Origin of the sequence: Fulvivirga lutea (assembly GCF_017068455.1) — a bacterium.
Classification (GTDB): Bacteria; Bacteroidota; Bacteroidia; order Cytophagales; family Cyclobacteriaceae; genus Fulvivirga; species Fulvivirga lutea.
Genome location: NZ_CP070608.1, coordinates 141,107 through 158,638 on the forward strand (window position 1 = coordinate 141,107; position 17,532 = coordinate 158,638).

20 protein-coding genes are annotated in these 17,532 nt (G+C 37.7%); 5 read left to right on the top strand and 15 right to left on the bottom strand.

Annotated elements, in window-relative coordinates; genetic code table 11:
- Position 1 precedes the first annotated feature (1 nt).
- Complete coding sequence (locus JR347_RS00700; RefSeq protein ID WP_205722147.1) at positions 2 to 1,234, bottom strand: M16 family metallopeptidase; 1,233 nt, start codon at positions 1,232 to 1,234, stop codon at positions 2 to 4.
- Between the two features lie 182 nt (positions 1,235 to 1,416).
- Here JR347_RS00700 and JR347_RS00705 point away from each other — a divergent pair, with 182 nt between their 5' ends.
- The gene (locus JR347_RS00705) at positions 1,417 to 1,665 is read left to right on the top strand and encodes a hypothetical protein (RefSeq protein ID WP_205722148.1); all 249 of its coding nucleotides are present in this window, start codon (positions 1,417 to 1,419) and stop codon (positions 1,663 to 1,665) included.
- Here JR347_RS00705 and JR347_RS00710 read toward each other — a convergent pair.
- The 10 genes from JR347_RS00710 to xerD form a co-directional block, all read right to left on the bottom strand.
- Complete coding sequence (locus tag JR347_RS00710; protein WP_205722149.1) at positions 1,662 to 2,519, bottom strand: nucleoside phosphorylase; 858 nt, start codon at positions 2,517 to 2,519, stop codon at positions 1,662 to 1,664. The genes JR347_RS00705 and JR347_RS00710 overlap by 4 nt on opposite strands.
- A gap of 75 nt (positions 2,520 to 2,594) precedes the next feature.
- Complete coding sequence (locus JR347_RS00715; protein WP_205722150.1) at positions 2,595 to 3,233, bottom strand: acetyltransferase; 639 nt, start codon at positions 3,231 to 3,233, stop codon at positions 2,595 to 2,597.
- Positions 3,234 to 3,257: 24 nt separating this feature from the next.
- Entirely contained in the window at positions 3,258 to 4,538 is a 1,281-nt protein-coding gene (locus tag JR347_RS00720) for a hypothetical protein (RefSeq protein ID WP_205722151.1), read from the bottom strand.
- On the bottom strand, positions 4,538 to 5,818 hold the full coding sequence (locus JR347_RS00725) for a DUF2851 family protein (protein WP_205722152.1): 1,281 nt from the start codon (positions 5,816 to 5,818) through the stop codon (positions 4,538 to 4,540). The genes JR347_RS00720 and JR347_RS00725 overlap by 1 nt, the downstream gene beginning before the upstream one ends.
- Entirely contained in the window at positions 5,819 to 6,634 is an 816-nt protein-coding gene (pyrF, locus tag JR347_RS00730; protein ID WP_205722153.1) for an orotidine-5'-phosphate decarboxylase, read from the bottom strand.
- Positions 6,635 to 6,695: 61 nt separating this feature from the next.
- The gene (locus tag JR347_RS00735; protein WP_205722154.1) at positions 6,696 to 7,337 is read right to left on the bottom strand and encodes a LolA family protein; all 642 of its coding nucleotides are present in this window, start codon (positions 7,335 to 7,337) and stop codon (positions 6,696 to 6,698) included.
- A gap of 31 nt (positions 7,338 to 7,368) precedes the next feature.
- Positions 7,369 to 9,843 (bottom strand): FtsK/SpoIIIE family DNA translocase, encoded by a 2,475-nt coding sequence (locus tag JR347_RS00740; RefSeq protein ID WP_205722155.1) that lies wholly within the window; start codon positions 9,841 to 9,843, stop codon positions 7,369 to 7,371.
- Positions 9,844 to 9,921: 78 nt separating this feature from the next.
- Positions 9,922 to 11,004 (bottom strand): serine hydrolase domain-containing protein, encoded by a 1,083-nt coding sequence (locus JR347_RS00745; RefSeq protein WP_205722156.1) that lies wholly within the window; start codon positions 11,002 to 11,004, stop codon positions 9,922 to 9,924.
- Positions 11,001 to 12,029: a quinone-dependent dihydroorotate dehydrogenase gene (locus JR347_RS00750; protein ID WP_205722157.1), complete on the bottom strand. Its 1,029-nt coding sequence runs from the start codon at positions 12,027 to 12,029 to the stop codon at positions 11,001 to 11,003. Before JR347_RS00750 ends, JR347_RS00745 begins: the two co-directional genes overlap by 4 nt.
- A 54-nt stretch (positions 12,030 to 12,083) precedes the next feature.
- Complete coding sequence (gene xerD / locus JR347_RS00755) at positions 12,084 to 12,983, bottom strand: site-specific tyrosine recombinase XerD (protein ID WP_205722158.1); 900 nt, start codon at positions 12,981 to 12,983, stop codon at positions 12,084 to 12,086.
- A gap of 91 nt (positions 12,984 to 13,074) precedes the next feature.
- Between xerD and aroQ the strand changes: the two genes are divergently transcribed.
- Genes aroQ through rnhA form a run of 4 tightly spaced genes read left to right on the top strand, consistent with a single transcriptional unit; the run spans position 13,075 to position 15,636 of the window.
- Positions 13,075 to 13,503: a type II 3-dehydroquinate dehydratase gene (gene aroQ / locus JR347_RS00760; protein ID WP_205722159.1), complete on the top strand. Its 429-nt coding sequence runs from the start codon at positions 13,075 to 13,077 to the stop codon at positions 13,501 to 13,503.
- Positions 13,500 to 14,558: an aminotransferase class V-fold PLP-dependent enzyme gene (locus tag JR347_RS00765; protein ID WP_205722160.1), complete on the top strand. Its 1,059-nt coding sequence runs from the start codon at positions 13,500 to 13,502 to the stop codon at positions 14,556 to 14,558. Before aroQ ends, JR347_RS00765 begins: the two co-directional genes overlap by 4 nt.
- A gap of 50 nt (positions 14,559 to 14,608) precedes the next feature.
- The gene (locus tag JR347_RS00770) at positions 14,609 to 15,181 is read left to right on the top strand and encodes a MarC family protein (protein ID WP_205722161.1); all 573 of its coding nucleotides are present in this window, start codon (positions 14,609 to 14,611) and stop codon (positions 15,179 to 15,181) included.
- Positions 15,178 to 15,636 carry a ribonuclease HI gene (gene rnhA / locus JR347_RS00775; protein ID WP_205722162.1) on the top strand — a complete coding sequence of 153 codons (459 nt, stop codon included), beginning with the start codon at positions 15,178 to 15,180 and terminating at the stop codon, positions 15,634 to 15,636. Before JR347_RS00770 ends, rnhA begins: the two co-directional genes overlap by 4 nt.
- Here rnhA and JR347_RS00780 read toward each other — a convergent pair whose 3' ends face one another.
- Genes JR347_RS00780 through JR347_RS00795 form a run of 4 tightly spaced genes read right to left on the bottom strand, consistent with a single transcriptional unit; the run spans position 15,637 to position 17,530 of the window.
- Entirely contained in the window at positions 15,637 to 16,122 is a 486-nt protein-coding gene (locus JR347_RS00780; protein WP_205722163.1) for a DUF456 domain-containing protein, read from the bottom strand.
- A 47-nt stretch (positions 16,123 to 16,169) separates the two neighbouring features.
- Entirely contained in the window at positions 16,170 to 16,631 is a 462-nt protein-coding gene (locus JR347_RS00785; protein ID WP_205722164.1) for a Spy/CpxP family protein refolding chaperone, read from the bottom strand.
- A complete protein-coding gene (locus tag JR347_RS00790) occupies positions 16,618 to 16,929 on the bottom strand; it encodes a hypothetical protein (protein ID WP_205722165.1) in 312 nt (103 codons plus the stop codon). The genes JR347_RS00785 and JR347_RS00790 overlap by 14 nt, the downstream gene beginning before the upstream one ends.
- Before the next feature lie 13 nt (positions 16,930 to 16,942).
- Positions 16,943 to 17,530, bottom strand: a complete 588-nt coding sequence (locus tag JR347_RS00795; protein WP_235689721.1) for an RNA polymerase sigma factor — start codon at positions 17,528 to 17,530, stop codon at positions 16,943 to 16,945.
- Between the last annotated feature and the right edge of the window lie 2 nt (positions 17,531 to 17,532).

The window sequence follows — 17,532 nt, forward strand, 5'->3', positions numbered from 1 at the left end:
ATTAGTTAGGTGTAAAAGTGAGTGTACTTAGGTCTTTTTGTTGGAACATTTCATTCGCCATATCTTGAAGATCAGACGCAGAAACACTTTTTATCTTTTTAAAAATATCATCCAAACTATCGATTCTATTAAGGTCAAGAATGCTCTTGCCCATCATGAGCATGAAGCTCGTATTATTTTCTTCGGCCATGGCCAGTTGGCCCATCAATTGTTCTTTGGCTGTATGAAGTTGCAATGTTCCTAAAGGCTTTTCCCTTAGTTTTTTCAATTCTTTATTGACCAGATCTATACTTCTATTGAGTTGCTTTGGCTCAGTACCAAAAAATATTCCGAACAAACCTGTATCGGTATATGACTGATACACAGCATCAATGGAATAAACGAAGCCATATTTTTCCCGAAGTGCCAGATTAAGTCTGGAATTCATGCCAGGACCACCAAGAATATTCGTGAGCATAAAAAATGGCAACCTATTCTCCGACCCTATTGGATAAGCATCGCGCCCAATAGCACAATGCGATTGCGTTATATTCCGGTTAATCTTTACCAAATTAGGCTGATAATTATAAAATGGCAGCCGCTCCTTTTTAGCATTGTATGTAGGTATATGGCTTAGATACTTTTCTGCTTGTTTAATAACCTTTTTAAAAGGCATATTTCCTACCGAGCAAAAGACAAGCTTCTCAGTATTAATATGTTCTTTGATAAACTGCTTAAAATCATTTCGGCTGAAAGATCGAACACTTTCCTGAGTGCCTAGAATATTCATGCCTAGGGGATGGTCTGCAAAAATCACTTTATCAAATTCATCCTGAATAGCATCATCAGGTGCATCGTAATACATGGCCATTTCTTCCAATATCACATTTCGCTCTTTTTCTATCTGCTTTTCAGGGAAAATTGAATCAAAAGTGATGTCTGTCAGTAATTCAAAAGCCTTATCGAAATAACTATCTAACGTAGATGCATAAAAGGCTATTTTCTCTTTTGTCGTATATGCGTTGAGTTCGCCACCTACAGAATCTATACGATTGAGAATATGAAATGCCTTTCTTTTGGTAGTTCCTTTAAAGGCCATGTGCTCCCAGAAGTGAGCTATGCCCTGATTTGTCTCATTTTCATCCCTGCTGCCAATATCGAGCATAAAGCCACAATGGGCAATCTTTGTAGATGTAACTTGTTTGTGTAATAACCGGATGCCGTTTGGCATCGTATGCATTTCGAATTCCTTCATACCTAACCCTGTGGTGTGCAAAGTTATAATAAATTAAGCTTTGTGCTGCCTATTCCGCTAACGAACATAATTGACCGAATACGTTCATCCCCCAATTTGAAAATAGGCTCAAATCAGTCAATTAGAGCCTATTTATTTGGCATAGGTATTGTCTTAGCTGTGGTGTAACTAACTGTTTTATTATGGAAACTGTTGAGACCACATTTGTGCTCACTTACAGTGATGAGCAATACGAGCGAGCTCGGGAATATGTAGAAGATATGAAAAAACACCCTAGAAGAGTATTTTGGGTAGGTAAGAAAGGAAAAAGCGATGAGGAGCTAATTATCTCCCATATTGCTCACAGAATTCTAAGTGGTTTTTATAATAATTACGATCCTTCTATAGCCAGAACGCAGATTAGAGATATGAAAAATCAGAAGGCTTCTTAAATTCTATCCAGCACTTTTCTGATCAACGAGTCTATAATTTTATTGGGGTTCTTGGAGAATTTATTTTTGATGCGATTAGCAATAATGGCATTCACACTTAACACTTCATGGCCTAACATTCTTCCCAGTGCATAATAACCGGCCGTCTCCATTTCAAAATTCGTAAGCCAAAAACCATTTTTATGGTAGTAGTTGAGTGTTTCTAAAAGTGTTTTATTTTTTAGGGGCAAGCGCAGTTCTCGGCCTTGTGGAGCATAAAACCCCGGGCAAGTTACCGTATTTCCCACCACCATATTTTCACCAATTTGCTCTCTCAATGTTTCGGACCCCCTCACCACATAGGGGGTAAATGGTAGTTTTGTCTGTTCCTTTAGTTCAGATGCAATCTCCATTTCAAATTTATCCTGAGGCAGATTATAAAAACACATGAGCGTATCCAGGCCTACTGCATAATCAGACACTAAATGGGTGCCAAGAGGAATATCTTCCTGCATGGCTCCTGATGTTCCGATTCGTATGATTTTTAATTTTTTCTTTCGTTGCTTGGGCTCACGTTTTTTCAGATCGATATTAACCAAGGCATCAAGCTCTGTCATAAATATCTCAACATTATCGGTGCCCATGCCGGTACTCATAACGGTAATCTTCTTGCCCTTGTATTTACCTACGTGCGTAATGAATTCGCGCCTGTTCATTTCAAAATCAACATCATCAAAATATTGACTGATCATGTACACACGACTGGGGTCACCAACGGTGAGAATAGTATCTGAAATATGAGATGGTTTTAAGTTTAAATGATAAACACTACCATCTTTATTTAGAATCAGTTCTGATTCTGGAATTTTACCCATAGCACCAATTAAGTGCGATAAGATAGGTATTTATGAATCAAATTGAAATGGAATGTATGTTAATTAAGAATAAAATTAACTTTTTACTTCTGCCGCAGGATTTCCAAAAACTGTTTTACCTGCAGGAACATCAGCTATAACTACTGAACCTGCTCCTACTCTAGCTCCTTTTCCAATCTTCACCCCAGAAACAATCGTTACACCAGAACCAATAAAAGCCTCATCTTCAATTTTTACTTCTGCATTAATAATGCTTCCAGCACCCACCTGAACTAAGTCGCCCAGCTCTGAGGAATAATCTATAGTAGCATTGCTATGTATTATACAATGACTACCCACTTTGGCATTGGCCGCGATAATCACACCTGCATTAATGAAGTTGCCATGCTCGATATGCACAGATTCTTCTACATATGCCTTTTGATGAATCGCATTCATGGGCATTACTTTTCTGCGCTTATTCAACATCTCCACCGTTGCCTTTCTCACCTTATTATTATCGAATGCTACAAATGCTTCACACTTCTGACCTATAAATTTCAGAAAGCCGTCATCATCAGTTGCGCCAAGAATAGCCACCTCATTTATAGTTTGGTTGTGTAGCTTTTCATCATCATCCAGGAAACCATAAATAACCACTCCATTACTTTCAAGTACAGCCATTGCTGCCTTTCCTAATTCATTTGCGCCAAATATGATTACCGGATTTTCCATGAGCTAATTCTTTTTTCTGCAAAGCTAATGTTTAACACTCCTCTGCCAAAGACTATTGAATTTGAGTTTCTCTAAAAGCGGGTGATTGAAAAGTAATATGAAACACAAAAATGGAAGCAAAGTCGACTTATATCTCGAAAGTGTACCGAAGTTCGGAGCAGAAAAAGCCAAAAATGTTACCGTAATGAAAACAAACATGAGACATGATGCCATCAACAAAAATTCAGTGATAGCCGCTTTCTTAGGAATATATATTAATCGAGATATAGTTAATAATAGCAGTAACAGACATTCAATGCTTTGAAATAACAAAAGGCTTGATTGTGCCTCCCAAATAAAAGGACGATATAGACCTGAAAGTAAGGCCTTAGGCGCTGACAAAACAAGGCCGCTAATGTTACTCAATTCATTAAAAACTATATAATTACCTGGACTAGATTTAGCGGCATAGGCATTATAATTTTTCAGAATTACTCCGTGTATTTCATTTATGCCCAGGTTTGGATGGAAAAGTGTAACAATCAATACAATAGCTGTGAATAAAGTAAGGTAGGTGGCCAACAGTAGAATACGACTATTAGCTATACTTTCCTTTATTTGTAATATATAAACGGTGAGTACAAGTGTCAATGAAACGGAAATGTAGACTCCCGCATAATAGTATTTTATTTTCCATAGCAGGATAAAACAGAAGATGAATAACACTACATCTTTGAATTGATACTTTCGATCAACTACCCAATTAAAAATATAATTAGATAGCACACAAATTAAGAAAAAGGTTAAGCTCTCTTTTATAATGCCTGATGACCAAAACACTGCGGATGGAATAAGAAACAATGAAAGAATGATGGCTAATTTCTGCGAAGGATAATGTTTAATTAGCGACTTAGCAAAAAGCCAAGCTCCCGAGAAAGACAACAGTGAAAAATATGACGCTACAATCCAATAATTATTGGCTGAAACTAGACAAAATACACTCGTGATTTTAGTGAAAAACAAAGCGCGTGGTTCATAAACAAATTGTGTTTTAAAAAGCGCACTCGATGAGGTAAATAGGTATTCGAGATAATTAATTGGTGATGTAATTGCCAATTCTGCTAGCTGAGTACCTTCTTTATAATATGCCAATGTATCTCCATAACCATAATAATGCATATAGAGCCAACCCAATAGAATACCGCACACAAACTTTACTAGTAAGCCAAGGGTAGCATATATTTTAAACCTTGAACTCCTTTGAACCAGTAACACACTAATTCCAGCCAGGCATAAAATATTGAGAATGTGAATGAAGAGTATCATTAAGCTTCGGCTAATATTGAATGACCAATACTACAACTTAAACATTTTCTTTTGGTGCAGTAGTGATTATACAACTGAATCATACCTTGTGAATCGGCAGCGTTTTTTGGTTTCAATCCTAAATCACTGTAGACTTTCGTTAACCTATTACTTTCTGGCTTTAGCTCTTCTAAAAGAGTAACGGCTCTCTCGGTGAAATGATAATCATCGACTGTTTGACCATAAGCAACTAGTAATGGAGCTATGGTATTAATTACAATTAAGTCAAAAGTGCTCTTACCAATACCACTATTCTTTGTTTTTGATTTCTTGTTGAAATGGTAATGAGATTGCCAATATACTCCTGGAGTAGTACGCAGCCACTTTACCAATTGTTCAATATCAGAAGTATTAATAAATTCTTGAAATATAGATTGAGTATCCTTCAATATGGCTGCCAATTGACCAAGTCTAATGGTTGGAAAGTTAGCAGGCCTCAATCTTAAAAACTTCCAGTGGGCAGTATTTAAAGATGGATCTAATTGATATTTGTTGGAAAGGAAGTTGAATCGTGTTTTTAACTCCTTGAAATATAAATCATCACTGGCCTCATTTAAAAAACCTGCCGTACCAAAAAGTAGGGCCTCAATATCTTCAATGGATTGATTGTGTTTTTTGATCAATCGGAAAGGTAATTCCTTAGCAAGATTGCCAAAAGGTTCTTTATTAACTTTTAAACCAAAGGATTGAAATAAACAGCGATAAGCCGTCTCTTCCCAGTCGCCATTCGTTGATTTTAATATTGAAAGTATTTCACTCGATTTTAATTTCAATCGTTCGACAAGCAGTTTATCGAGCATTGAGAATTTTGTAATCTCTTCTACATTCGCAAAAGAATCTTCACAAGGTATTCCTATTCCATTACTTTGAATTAACGACTTGTACCTGGTAACAAGATTTAAATCTACTTTTGATTTTAACTCTACAACTGGAATAACAGAACCATCTTTTCTTTGAACCTCTTTATCATTCTCCCAGACTACATGAAGAATTACATCTTCATAAGCGACATCATTTTGATGTTCATGATCATACCAATTCGAAGATTTTACATGTAGCTCTACACTACCTGACCACTCAATATCGTCTATCTTAATTCTGGCTTCTTTAAAATCGGGTCCTGCATCTGAATTATGAAAGCCAGTTGTAAATATTATTAAGTTTTGTCCGTCACTTGTTGCTAGTGCCGACTTATCAAAATATTGATGCTTCCAAACGTAGTGCAAAAAAGCCTCTTGCATTTACATATATTTTTCAAGGTAGCCTTTCATTTCCGCTTGAAGGTTTGATGCTGCCATGCCTGCAGCCCGCGCAAAATCTTCATCAGAACCTGCATAAATAATTCCTCGAGAACTATTTACAAGTAATCCACATTCGTTATTCATTCCTTCTTTACTCACAGCTTCTAAATCGCCACCCTGTGCTCCAACACCGGGCACTAGAAAGAAATTGTCTGGTGCCAATGAACGAATATGGCCAATTCTTTCTGCTTGTGTGGCACCTACTACAAACATCAAATGTTCTGCTGTTGCCCACTGTCTGCTTTTTTCAATCACAGTTTCATAAAGTGCCTTTTCTTCACCATTCTCGATTAACTGAAAATCATGACTTCCAGGATTTGATGTATGCGCCAAAAGTATCACCCACTTATCATGAAACTCGAGAAAAGGGGTCACTGAATCCACACCCATGTAAGGCGCAACGGTAATAGAATCGAAATTCATGGTTTCGAAAAATGCCTTAGCATAAAGCTTTGAGGTATTCCCTATGTCGCCTCTTTTAGCATCGGCTATGGTGAAAATATCTTTGGGAATGTAATCGAGTGTTCTCTGAAGGCTTTCCCAACCTTTTGTGCCTAATGCTTCATAAAAGGCAATGTTAGGCTTATAGGCCACACAATATTGATGAGTAGCATCAATAATTTGCTTGTTGAACTCGAAAATCGGATCGTCTGAATCTCTTAAATGCGCAGGGATTTTATTGATATCGGTATCCAGACCTACGCAGAGGTAAGACTCCTTCTTCTTTATTTGAGCAACGAGTTCAGCCTTATTCATAAATGTAAAAATAAAAAAGGCCACTAATTAGTGGCCTCATATATCGTATAATTAATTGTAATTATCTCAAATCGATGATATCAACGCCCGGAAAATCAGCTGCATTAAATGTAAAATCTGAATCTTTGGCATTATTTAGTTGCTTAAAGTCTTTGATAGAGTATTTGTATTTATTCCCTGACTTATCAAACATTGTCCAGCTTTTTAAGCTATTGTCGCTCTTTGCGATAAATAACTTAATCTTAAAAAACTGAGCATCTCTATCGTTAGGAATAAGATCAATTTCTGAGCATAGTACTCCATTTACATTTTGCTCTCCTAATAAAACATACTTATACCCATTCTTGTAGGCATCATATATTTTCGATGGAGACATCTCGTCATCTTCTGGATTATAGTTATCAATATTTACTTCATTTACATCCGGCAAGTAGGTCCAGACTGTAGTTCCATTATTAATAACTAACTGCTCCTCTAATTCGAGCTTGTACATCTCGCCTTTCACCGCTATTTTACCGCTGAATTTTTCATTCAACCCTTCAGTTTCGTTGATGAGACTGGAAGTAATATTGGCACTGTAAGCTGGTATTTTTTTGTATTTGGCACTCATGGCATCCAACACTGCCAATGCATTTTCATCGTACTGAGCCATGCTTGCGGTGGCAAACACTCCAAATACTACCGCTAATAATATCTTTTTCATTTCAATTTCTGATTTACTCTATTTCTGATTTCTATTCGTTCAAGCTGTTCAATAATTGTTCCAAACTATATTCATCAGGAATTAAAACTTCTCTTGCCTTACTTCCTTCAAACGGACCAACGATTCCCGCTGCTTCTAACTGATCAATAATTCTGCCAGCTCTATTATATCCAAGCTTTAATTTACGCTGAATTAATGAGGTACTACCCTGTTGATGCATAACTATTACACGGGCGGCATCATCAAACATCGCATCACGATCCGATAAATCCACTTCGCCAACACCCGTGCTATCGCCTTCTCCTACATATTCGGGCAGCATATAGGCCGATTCGTAACCACGCTGGTTTCCAATATATTCACATATTCTGTCCACTTCCTCCGTATCAACAAAAGCGCATTGGATGCGAATCAGATCCGACCCTTGTGATAAAAGCATATCACCCATACCTATCAACTGATCTGCACCACCTGTATCAAGAATGGTTCTTGAATCGATTTTTGAAGTTACTCTAAATGATAACCTAGCCGGGAAATTAGCCTTGATAATACCTGTAATAACGTTTACCGAAGGTCTTTGAGTAGCAACCACCAGATGAATACCAATGGCCCTTGCTAACTGTGCCAATCTGGCGATAGGCGTCTCAACTTCCTTACCGGCTGTCATCATCAAATCGGCTAACTCATCAATTACCAATACGATGTACGGTAAGAATCTATGTCCTTTTTCTGGATTTAGTCTGCGCTTAATAAATTTGGCATTATACTCTTTCAGATTTCTTGCGCCTGCCTCTTTTAGTAAATCGTAGCGGTTATCCATTTCAATACATAAAGAATTTAATGTATTGATTACTTTTTTAGTATCCGTGATAATGGCCTCTTCGCCATCAGGCAACATAGCTAAAAAGTGGCGTTCTATTTTGTTGAAGAGTGTCAATTCCACTTTCTTAGGATCAACCAAAACAAACTTCAGTTGAGATGGGTGCTTTTTATAAAGCAATGAAGTTAATAGCACATTTAACCCAACAGATTTACCCTGACCAGTAGCTCCTGCCATTAATATGTGAGGCATTTTGGCTAAGTCGATAACATGCACTTCGTTAGAAATGGTTTTACCAAGCGCAACAGGTAGTTCCTTATCGCTCTTCATAAACTTTTCGGTAGAAAGCACCGAGCGGATGCCCACCATCTCGCTATTTTTATTTGGCACTTCAATACCAATGGTTCCTTTACCCGGAATGGGAGCAATAATACGAATACCAAGTGCTGCAAGGCTCAAGGCAATATCGTCTTCCAGGTTTTTGATTTTGGAGATCTTAATACCAGCTTCCGGAACAATTTCATAAAGTGTTACAGTGGGGCCAATGGTTGCTTTAATACTATTAATGCCAATTTTAAAATTGACAAGTGTTTCGATAATCTTATCCTTATTGGCTTCAAGCTCCTCCTTAGTTACCTGAGCTTTGCTGTTATCGTGATCGTCAAGTAATTCGAGAGTCGGATATTTATATGAGCCGAGATCTAAAGTAGGGTCATAGTTCTCCTGTGAATCTGCCGTTTTCTCTTCATTCTTTTCCTCTTCTACTTCAAACGCAGGCTGTGGCTCTTCTTTTTCCGGTAACTCTACATCCAATTCAAGATTCGGCTCTTCCTTCTTCTTTGTAGTATTTGTTGGCTTAGGTGCTTCAAAAACTACCTCGTTTTCCTGCTCATCTTCCTTTTCTTGTTCTGGCTCTTCAACTTTTTCCTCTTTGTTTTTTACTACCCAGGATTCACTTTCATCTTCATTCTCCTCACTTTCCTCATCGTCCTCAAGTAAGTCGCCATCATCCTCTTGTTCTTTGTCAGCTACAATTTCATCACCATCTACCACGGTTTTACTCTGCAAACCAATGAGAGTAGTGACATTGAAAAAATAGATAACGAATACTAAAAAAGTGAAGATTAAGAACAGTAACGTTCCCCACCCAATTAACCCTTCGAAAACTATAGCTAATTCGTAACCTATGCCTCCACTCAAAAATCCCCATTCAGAAACTCCCTCAGAATTATAAACGGAGTAACCCAATAAAAGGCTTAGCCAAATAGTGAAAAACAAGCAAAAGGTTAACGTTGATTTAACGGAGATAATCTCTCTTTTAAAAACAATCTTATGGCCCATGATAAACAGCAATGGTGGTGTGAAGAATGCAGCCAAACCAAACCACCTAAAAATGAAATTATGCGAGATGATGGCACCATACAGCCCCAGCCAGTTTTCAGCCTCTCTTCCAGATTGTATAACACCCGTTTCTTTAATGGCCTCCACAACACTTTGATCTGCCTTACCTGTAAATAAATAAGAAATAAAAGCAACAAAAAGATAGAAGGCACTGATCATTAAGAAAAAGCCAACGGCTAGCTGAAATCTTTTATCTTTAATGAATGCTAGATTCAGTTTTAGCCTTGAGCCTTTCTCTTTTTTTGATTCCTTGAAAGTGTTGGATTTGTAGGTGTTTTTGGCCATTCTGTCAAAAATACAAAGCTATTGAATATTATGAAATCGTGTTCTGATAATATATAATTTTATGAAAATGAAGTTAAATTATAATCTCCCATCATACTTCAGTAGATCAACGATCAGTTTGTCCATCAATTTGGGTATACCTGATTCCATGGAATTTGTAGTAACAAGATAGGCTCTATTAATTTCAGGGGCTAACCACACTACGCTATACCACATGGTATTGCTTCCATTATGGGTATACACCCTTTCTCCACCCCATTTTCTTTCTACAATTCTCCATCCAAGTTTGTAAGAATTAGAACTTGATTGTATTTGATGTAAATAAGAGGCACTTAATTTACTTTCATTGGGTAGTTTCAAGTGTTCCTGAATAAATTTTGACCAATCAATTAAATTAGCATGCACTCGTCCAGCAGGCCCTAAAGCTTCGGCATTGTCTCCATATGAAGGTCTCCATGAGCCATTTTTTCTGATATGACCAGTTGGTGCATTGTAATCTCCTTTATTTATTACAGGCCCAAAACCAGCCGAAAACATGTCCAATTTATTAAAAATATAAATTCTGATAAGCTCTTCCCATGAATTACCTGTGACTCTTTCAAGCATACATGCTGCTACCATAAAGCCAAGATTGGAATAGATAAATTGACCTTTCTTGTGTGGGCTTGTATTTAATAAGTTTTCCTTTAATAAGGCGAGCCTTCTCTCTCTGATCTCCAATTCTTCATACGCCCACCAATCTGAAGCATTGGCTGCAATACCAGAGGTATGAGATAATAACTCAATGAGTGTAACAAAATGATAATCAGCATGAATACTATCAACTAAATCTGGAAAGACTTCAATGAGTTTTGTTTTATAAGAGATTTTACCCTCATCAACAAGACTTCCTGCCAATGCAGCTGTCATTGATTTTGTACAAGAACCCAAATGAAAGGCATCATCAGTTTGTATAGATGTAGAACTGTTCCATATCCTCACACCAGAAACAGCAAAATCAAGTACACTATCTTTTGAGATAATTGAGACCCCCGCACCGGGTATCTCCCATTCTTTAACTCGATTAGCTAATAATGCAGTAAGATTTTCATCAACTGGCTGAGAACAGGAGGAACTATAAAGGACAGCAATTATAAATATGCTTTTTAATACCGTTGTCATTTAAGAATAGTCCTATTAATATCCTTAATTAATTTGGGGCCTTCGTAGATAAACCCGGTATAAACCTGCACAAGTGAAGCGCCAGCATTGAGTTTTTCAATGGCATCTTCTGCCGACATGATACCACCAACACCTATTATTGGAAATTCCGGCCCAAGATTTTTTCTTAAATATTTAATTACTTCAGTAGATTTTTCTTTCACCGGTTTACCACTTACCCCACCTGCACCTATTGCGGCTACTTCTTCTGTTGAAGTGATGAGCCCCTCTCTGGAGATGGTCGTATTTGTAGCAATCAAACCATCTAGCTTTACTTCTTTGGCAATATCAACAATATCTTGCAACTGCTCGTCCGTTAAATCAGGGGCAATTTTCAACAATAGAGGCTTCCTTATAGCGCGTTCATTATTCAAGGCCTGAAGTTTGGAAAGTATTTCAGTTAAAGGCCCTTTATCCTGTAAAGCTCTAAGATTTGGCGTATTAGGTGAACTAACATTCACCACAAAATAATCTACGTGATCAAACAGCTCATTGAATGTAATTTCATAATCCCTGAAGGCTTCTTCATTTGGAGTTACTTTATTTTTACCAATGTTTCCTCCAACCAAAATAGATGAGTTTCTACTTTTTAATCTTTTTACCGCAGCTTCAACCCCTTGATTATTAAAGCCCATTCTGTTGATAATAGCTTGATCTTTTTTTAGCCTAAATAACCTTGGCTTGTCATTCCCGGGCTGTCCCTTAGGTGTAAGTGTTCCTATTTCAATAAACCCAAAACCAAAGCAAGCCAGCTGATCAATTAACTTCGCATCTTTATCAAAACCTGCGGCTAAACCAACCGGGTTAGGAAATTTAAGTCCAAAATATTCTCGCTCTAATTTTTCATCCTTTGATTGATACATGAACTTCCACAGACTGCTCATCCCTGGAATAAACGACAAAAATTTGATCATCGAAAAAGTGAAGTGATGCACCTTTTCCGGATCAAAAAGGAATAATATTGGGCGAATTAAAGCTTTATACACAGAAACGGACTTAGATTAATTTGGCGCAAATTTAGCCTTTTGAAGTTAAGGTCGTTAACTCCGAGGGTGAAATTCCTGAATTACCTGCTTTAAGTAATCACGATCCAGATGGGTGTAAATTTCTGTGGTTGTGATGGACTCGTGGCCTAACATTTCTTGCACTGCCCTTAAGTCAGCACCGCCTTCAATAAGATGTGTGGCAAATGAATGCCTAAATGTATGCGGACTAATGTTCTTTTTAATGCCAGCTGCTTTTGCCAGATTTTTAATGATGGTGAAAATCATCACCCTAGTCAATTTCTTACCTCTCCTATTTAAAAAAGCAAAATTCTCCTGTCCGGACTGAATTGGAACATGTACTCGCACTTCTCTTCTGTAGATGTTCAAATATTTAAGGGCATCTTTTCCAATGGGTACCAAGCGCTCCTTGTCTCCTTTCCCAATTACCCTTAAGAAGCCAATGTCTTCTAAAATATTGGTTAATCTTAAATCTATGAGTTCTGAAACCCGAAGCCCGGAGCTATACAAAACTTCTAACATTGCCCTATTTCGCTGGCCTTCGGGTGTTGAATGATCTATTGCTTCAAACAACTTTTCAATCTCACTAAAGTCTAAGGTATCCGGTAGCTTTCTACCAAGCTTAGGGCCTTCAATCAATGCCGTAGGATCATTATCCATCAAATCTTCAAAGATCAGGTATTTATAGAATGCCTTTATTCCTGATAGTATTCTTGCCTGCGAATGCGCTGATAACCCCAACTCATTCACGTAAGCCAAAAAACCCTGAAGTTGATTGCCTGTTACTTTGAGCGGGTCTATCTGCTCACCAGAAATATCAAAGTATTGAGCTAGTTTTTCAATATCCCTAACATAGGCCTCAATGGAGTTTGGCGAAAGTGATCGTTCCAATCTAAGATAATTCTTGAAAAGTTTGATTTGCGCAGCCCAACTCATGAGGATTGAAATTAATGCTTTTCAATTGAATTCATGAAAAATATCTGAAACGAATGCTGTAAAGTAAGAATATTGTAGTTTTAACAATAAGATGAAGATTTTAATCATTAACGGTCCAAATTTAAACTTGCTAGGCAAAAGAGAGCCCGAAATTTATGGGGCTACCTCTTTTGAAGACTTCTTAAAAGAGTTGAAAGCAGAGTTTTCTCAAACGACTATTGAGTATTATCAAAGCAACGTAGAAGGTGAGCTCATAAATAAAATTCAGGAAGTGGGTTTTAGTTATAATGGCATTGTATTAAACGGTGGCGCATACACACATACATCTGTAGCAATTGCCGATGCTATAGCCGCAATAGAAACACCTGTTATTGAAGTTCATATCAGCAATATTTATAAGCGAGAAGAATATCGACATATTTCACTAACAGGTAAAAACTGCGCTGGTGTTATCACTGGCCTTGGCCTTGATGGTTACAGACTTGCCATTGAACATTTGATCAGAAAGGAGGCTTCATGATCAGCTTCTACCCCGGCCCATCTAAAGTTGAGAACAAACTTTCTGAATACTTTGCAGAAGCACACTCGCAAGGTATACTGAGCATGAACCACCGGAGTCCGGGTTGCATGCAACTAGTGGAAGAAACAAGCTCACTTATTAAGAAAAAATTAAATGTACCGGAAGAATATAGTATTTTTTACGTTTCAGCTGCCACTGAATGCTGGGAAATACTTGCGCAATCTTATGATGGTATTAGCTACCATTTTTACAATGGAAGCTTTGGTGAGAAATGGTTTAATGCCACTCGAAAAATTAAGCCTCAGGCCATTGGCTATCAGTTTGATTTAAGTAAAGAATTGAAACTAGGTGAGTTGGACCTTTCCATGGAAGAAGGCCTCATCTGTATCACTCAAAATGAAACATCTAATGGCACCAGGGTTTCGAATAAGCGTATTGCAAAAGTTCGTAAAAAATACCCCGACCATTTAATTGCAATAGATGCCACCTCCTCTTTGGGCGGTGCTTTTCTTCAGATAGAAAATGCAGATATTTGGTATGCTTCGGTGCAAAAATGTTTTGGCCTTCCTGCAGGTATGGCTTTAATGATTTGTTCCCCAAAAGCTATAGAGGCGGCCATGAACTATGCTGAAAACAAGCATTATAATAGTTTGACATCCATCATTCAAAACATGGAGAAAAATCAAACAACGCACACGCCAAATGTGGCAAACATTTATCTGCTCAACAGGGTAATGAATGAAAGAAAGAACATTTCTAAAGTTGCCAACAAACTTGAAAAAAGAGCTGCTGAGTTTTATGAGTTCATTGGCACAAAGGATATGGTTAATCCACTCGTTGATAAGAAAAACATTCGATCTAATACCGTTTTTTCAGTGAAAGGAAAACCAGAAAGTATAGAGCGTTTAAAGTCAAAAGCATTGGAGAAGGGACTTACTCTGGGTAATGGATATGGAGAGTGGAAAGGCCATACTTTCAGGGTGGCTAATTTCCCACAGATCACCAATAAAGAGATGAAAAAGCTGTTATCATTTTTAGATGAAAATCTCACATAGAATTAACATTTATCCTCTGTGAACTTGACTATTTAAACTAGCTTTGCAAAATGATTACATTCAAGGACATTTTCTCAGTAACACTTATTCTATTCTCGGTGATAGATATCGTAGGATCAGTTCCAATTGTTATTGATCTTAGAAAAAAACAAGGTAAAATTCATTCGGGCAGGGCTACTGTAATTTCAGGTGCTTTGATGATAGCTTTCTTATTTCTTGGGCAAAGTATTCTTAAGCTATTCGGTCTTGACGTAGGTTCTTTCGCGGTAGCCGGAGCAATTGTGATGTTTATCATTGCCATGGAAATGATCTTGGGTGTAACTTTATTTAGAAACGAGGGTGAAAGTAAAGCCGGGTCTATCGTTCCATTGGCATTCCCTCTTATTGCTGGTGCTGGAACATTAACAACCATTCTTTCATTAAGAGCGGTTTACGAAACTCCTAATATCCTTATTGGTATTGTAATCAATTTGATTTTTGTTTACATGGTATTGAAATCTACAAATTGGCTGGAACGAAAAATCGGTGAATCGGGCTTTAATATTTTGAGAAGGGTTTTTGGCATCATCTTATTGGCTATAGCTGTAAAAATATTTAAGGAACATATCGGCCTGATCGGATGATTACCATCTACACAGATGGAGCAGCTAAGGGCAACCCAGGCCCAGGCGGTTATGGTGTGGTTATGATGGCCAATGTAAATGGCAAACCCTACCGAAAAGAACTCAGTGAAGGCTTTAAAAATACCACAAATAACCGCATGGAATTACTTGCGGTGATTGTTGGTTTGGAAACTCTAAAGAAGCCGGGCACACCCGTTACCATCTATTCGGATAGCAAATACGTAGTAGATGCCGTTGAAAAAGGCTGGTTATGGAACTGGCAAAAGAAAGGTTTCAAAGGCAAAAAGAATATCGACTTATGGCAGCGCTTTATTCCTTTATTCAAGCAGCACAAAGTGAAGTTTGTTTGGGTAAAAGGCCATGCAGGACTCAAGGAAAATGAGCGTTGCGATCAACTAGCAGTAGAAGCCGCAGAAGGTGGTGGGTTGAAGGATGATGTTGGCTATGAAGGCTAATTAAAACAAATCAATAACCGCTTTTACAAAATAGTAAGTCATCATTAAGCTAGCAATCAGCTTAATCAGCGTTCCAAAAAGAAATCCGATAAATGAACCCCAGGCTGAGCGCATAGCCTCTTTACGCTCTCTGCCCACCATTAACTCGCCCACAAATGCACCTAACATTGGCCCGATTATAATGCCCAATGGTGGAAAGAATAATACTCCTAAAATAAGACCAACAACAGAACCTGAAACGCCCGCTCTGCTACCACCATACTTTTTAGTGCCATACGTTGGCACCACATAATCTAGGCCTTGGGCAACGATTGTAACACCTGCCCAAATGAGCAGAAATTTGTTAGTAAATGGTGCCTGATCAGTTAATTGTAAAAGCAATAACCCAACATAGCTAAGTGGTGGGCCCGGAATAATGGGAAGAAAACATCCCAATATGCCAATGATCATTAACAGGCCGGAGAAGAGGTAAATTACTATGTCCATATTTCAAAATTGATAGTGACCAAAATAGAAAATTTGGTTGTATTCATCTAATGCGGCCTATGGTCTCTTCTTCTAGGGTGAGAAGTTACTTTATTCATTATGGAGTCAAACATCTGCTGTTGTTTTGGGGTACAGTAACTCCTCAATTCATTGAAATGATTGAAGTTAGCTAGCTCCATTTCAGCATGCTTTTCACCAATTTTCTGAATGATATCTTTGGCCTCACTCTCGCTTTGTTCTTTTATTAGTGAGCTCAAGTCGTTTCTTAACTTCCTAATTTCTTTCTTAAGTGAGTTCATTTTTTCAAAATGCCTTCTTCTTGATTCCTCAAATTTCTTTGATTGCACTTCATCTAAACCAAGCTTTCGCTCAAAGTACATTTCATGCCGATGTTTGCCTGGGCCATCACCATCAAACCCTTTTTTTATATTCCACAAAAAGGCCAATGTAGTTAAATTGATGATAATCAATATTCCTATTATTGCGACTAAAAATTTATTCTGTTTCATACTCTTCAATTAATGCATAATAACTTTCCGATTCTGGATAATACTGCTCCTTTAATTCTGTTAATTGCTGTGTTTCATCGGCAGTACTATTCTCTCCACTAAAGGATAAGTAAACGCCAATATTTATTATCAATAGCGCTGTTAACATTGCCCAGCTTATCCCTTTCTGTTTGAATGAAAGAGATACATTTCTCTCCATTCTTGCCGCCAGTCGTGTGTAGAAAAATGGTTTTACATTAATAGTATCCATTTCATCGAGGCTAGATAATGTCTTTTCTATTTCTTCATTTCTATTCATAACATTTTGTTTATCACGATTTATCCACTTTATAATACTGCTCCAGCTGCTTCCTTAAATTTGAATTAGCTCTAAAAATAAGCGATTCCACAGCTGACAAACTTAGCTCCATTACCTCGGCTATTTCTTTATATGAAATGCCTTCTACCTTATGCATGATAAATGCAGCATGTTGTTTTTCTGGTAAGGAATCAATGGCTCTATATAATACCTGGCTTCGTTCTGCATTTTCGAGTTTTACACCAGGATTAACCCAATCATAAGAATACTTGCTATACTTTTCTTCGCTGCCAAATAAGGAGGTGAGCCAGCCAAACCGCTTGCTCCGTTTGTAGTACCTTATCCGCTCTAACGATTTATTTACGGCAATTCTAAATATCCAGGTTGAAAGACTGGATTGCATCTCAAAACCCGTAATGGATTCATGAACTTCAATAAACACCTCCTGAGCAACATCTTCAGCCTCTTCTTCATTCTTCACATACCCAAGGCACAGCCTAAAAACTTTATCCTGATGCTCCTCCACAAGATGCTTAAAAGCAGGCCCATCACCTGCTTTTAATAATTCGATAAGTTCTATTTCACCTTGTTGTATCTGCACTT

Coding starts and splice junctions, on each gene's coding strand:
- JR347_RS00700 (WP_205722147.1), bottom strand. CDS start 1,234: ATGAAGGAATTCGAAATGCATACGATGCCAAACGGCATCCGGTTATTA.
- JR347_RS00705 (WP_205722148.1), top strand. CDS start 1,417: ATGGAAACTGTTGAGACCACATTTGTGCTCACTTACAGTGATGAGCAA.
- JR347_RS00710 (WP_205722149.1), bottom strand. CDS start 2,519: ATGGGTAAAATTCCAGAATCAGAACTGATTCTAAATAAAGATGGTAGT.
- JR347_RS00715 (WP_205722150.1), bottom strand. CDS start 3,233: ATGGAAAATCCGGTAATCATATTTGGCGCAAATGAATTAGGAAAGGCA.
- JR347_RS00720 (WP_205722151.1), bottom strand. CDS start 4,538: ATGATACTCTTCATTCACATTCTCAATATTTTATGCCTGGCTGGAATT.
- JR347_RS00725 (WP_205722152.1), bottom strand. CDS start 5,818: ATGCAAGAGGCTTTTTTGCACTACGTTTGGAAGCATCAATATTTTGAT.
- pyrF (WP_205722153.1), bottom strand. CDS start 6,634: ATGAATAAGGCTGAACTCGTTGCTCAAATAAAGAAGAAGGAGTCTTAC.
- JR347_RS00735 (WP_205722154.1), bottom strand. CDS start 7,337: ATGAAAAAGATATTATTAGCGGTAGTATTTGGAGTGTTTGCCACCGCA.
- JR347_RS00740 (WP_205722155.1), bottom strand. CDS start 9,843: ATGGCCAAAAACACCTACAAATCCAACACTTTCAAGGAATCAAAAAAA.
- JR347_RS00745 (WP_205722156.1), bottom strand. CDS start 11,004: ATGACAACGGTATTAAAAAGCATATTTATAATTGCTGTCCTTTATAGT.
- xerD (WP_205722158.1), bottom strand. CDS start 12,983: ATGAGTTGGGCTGCGCAAATCAAACTTTTCAAGAATTATCTTAGATTG.
- aroQ (WP_205722159.1), top strand. CDS start 13,075: ATGAAGATTTTAATCATTAACGGTCCAAATTTAAACTTGCTAGGCAAA.
- JR347_RS00765 (WP_205722160.1), top strand. CDS start 13,500: ATGATCAGCTTCTACCCCGGCCCATCTAAAGTTGAGAACAAACTTTCT.
- JR347_RS00770 (WP_205722161.1), top strand. CDS start 14,609: ATGATTACATTCAAGGACATTTTCTCAGTAACACTTATTCTATTCTCG.
- rnhA (WP_205722162.1), top strand. CDS start 15,178: ATGATTACCATCTACACAGATGGAGCAGCTAAGGGCAACCCAGGCCCA.
- JR347_RS00780 (WP_205722163.1), bottom strand. CDS start 16,122: ATGGACATAGTAATTTACCTCTTCTCCGGCCTGTTAATGATCATTGGC.
- JR347_RS00785 (WP_205722164.1), bottom strand. CDS start 16,631: ATGAAACAGAATAAATTTTTAGTCGCAATAATAGGAATATTGATTATC.
- JR347_RS00790 (WP_205722165.1), bottom strand. CDS start 16,929: ATGAATAGAAATGAAGAAATAGAAAAGACATTATCTAGCCTCGATGAA.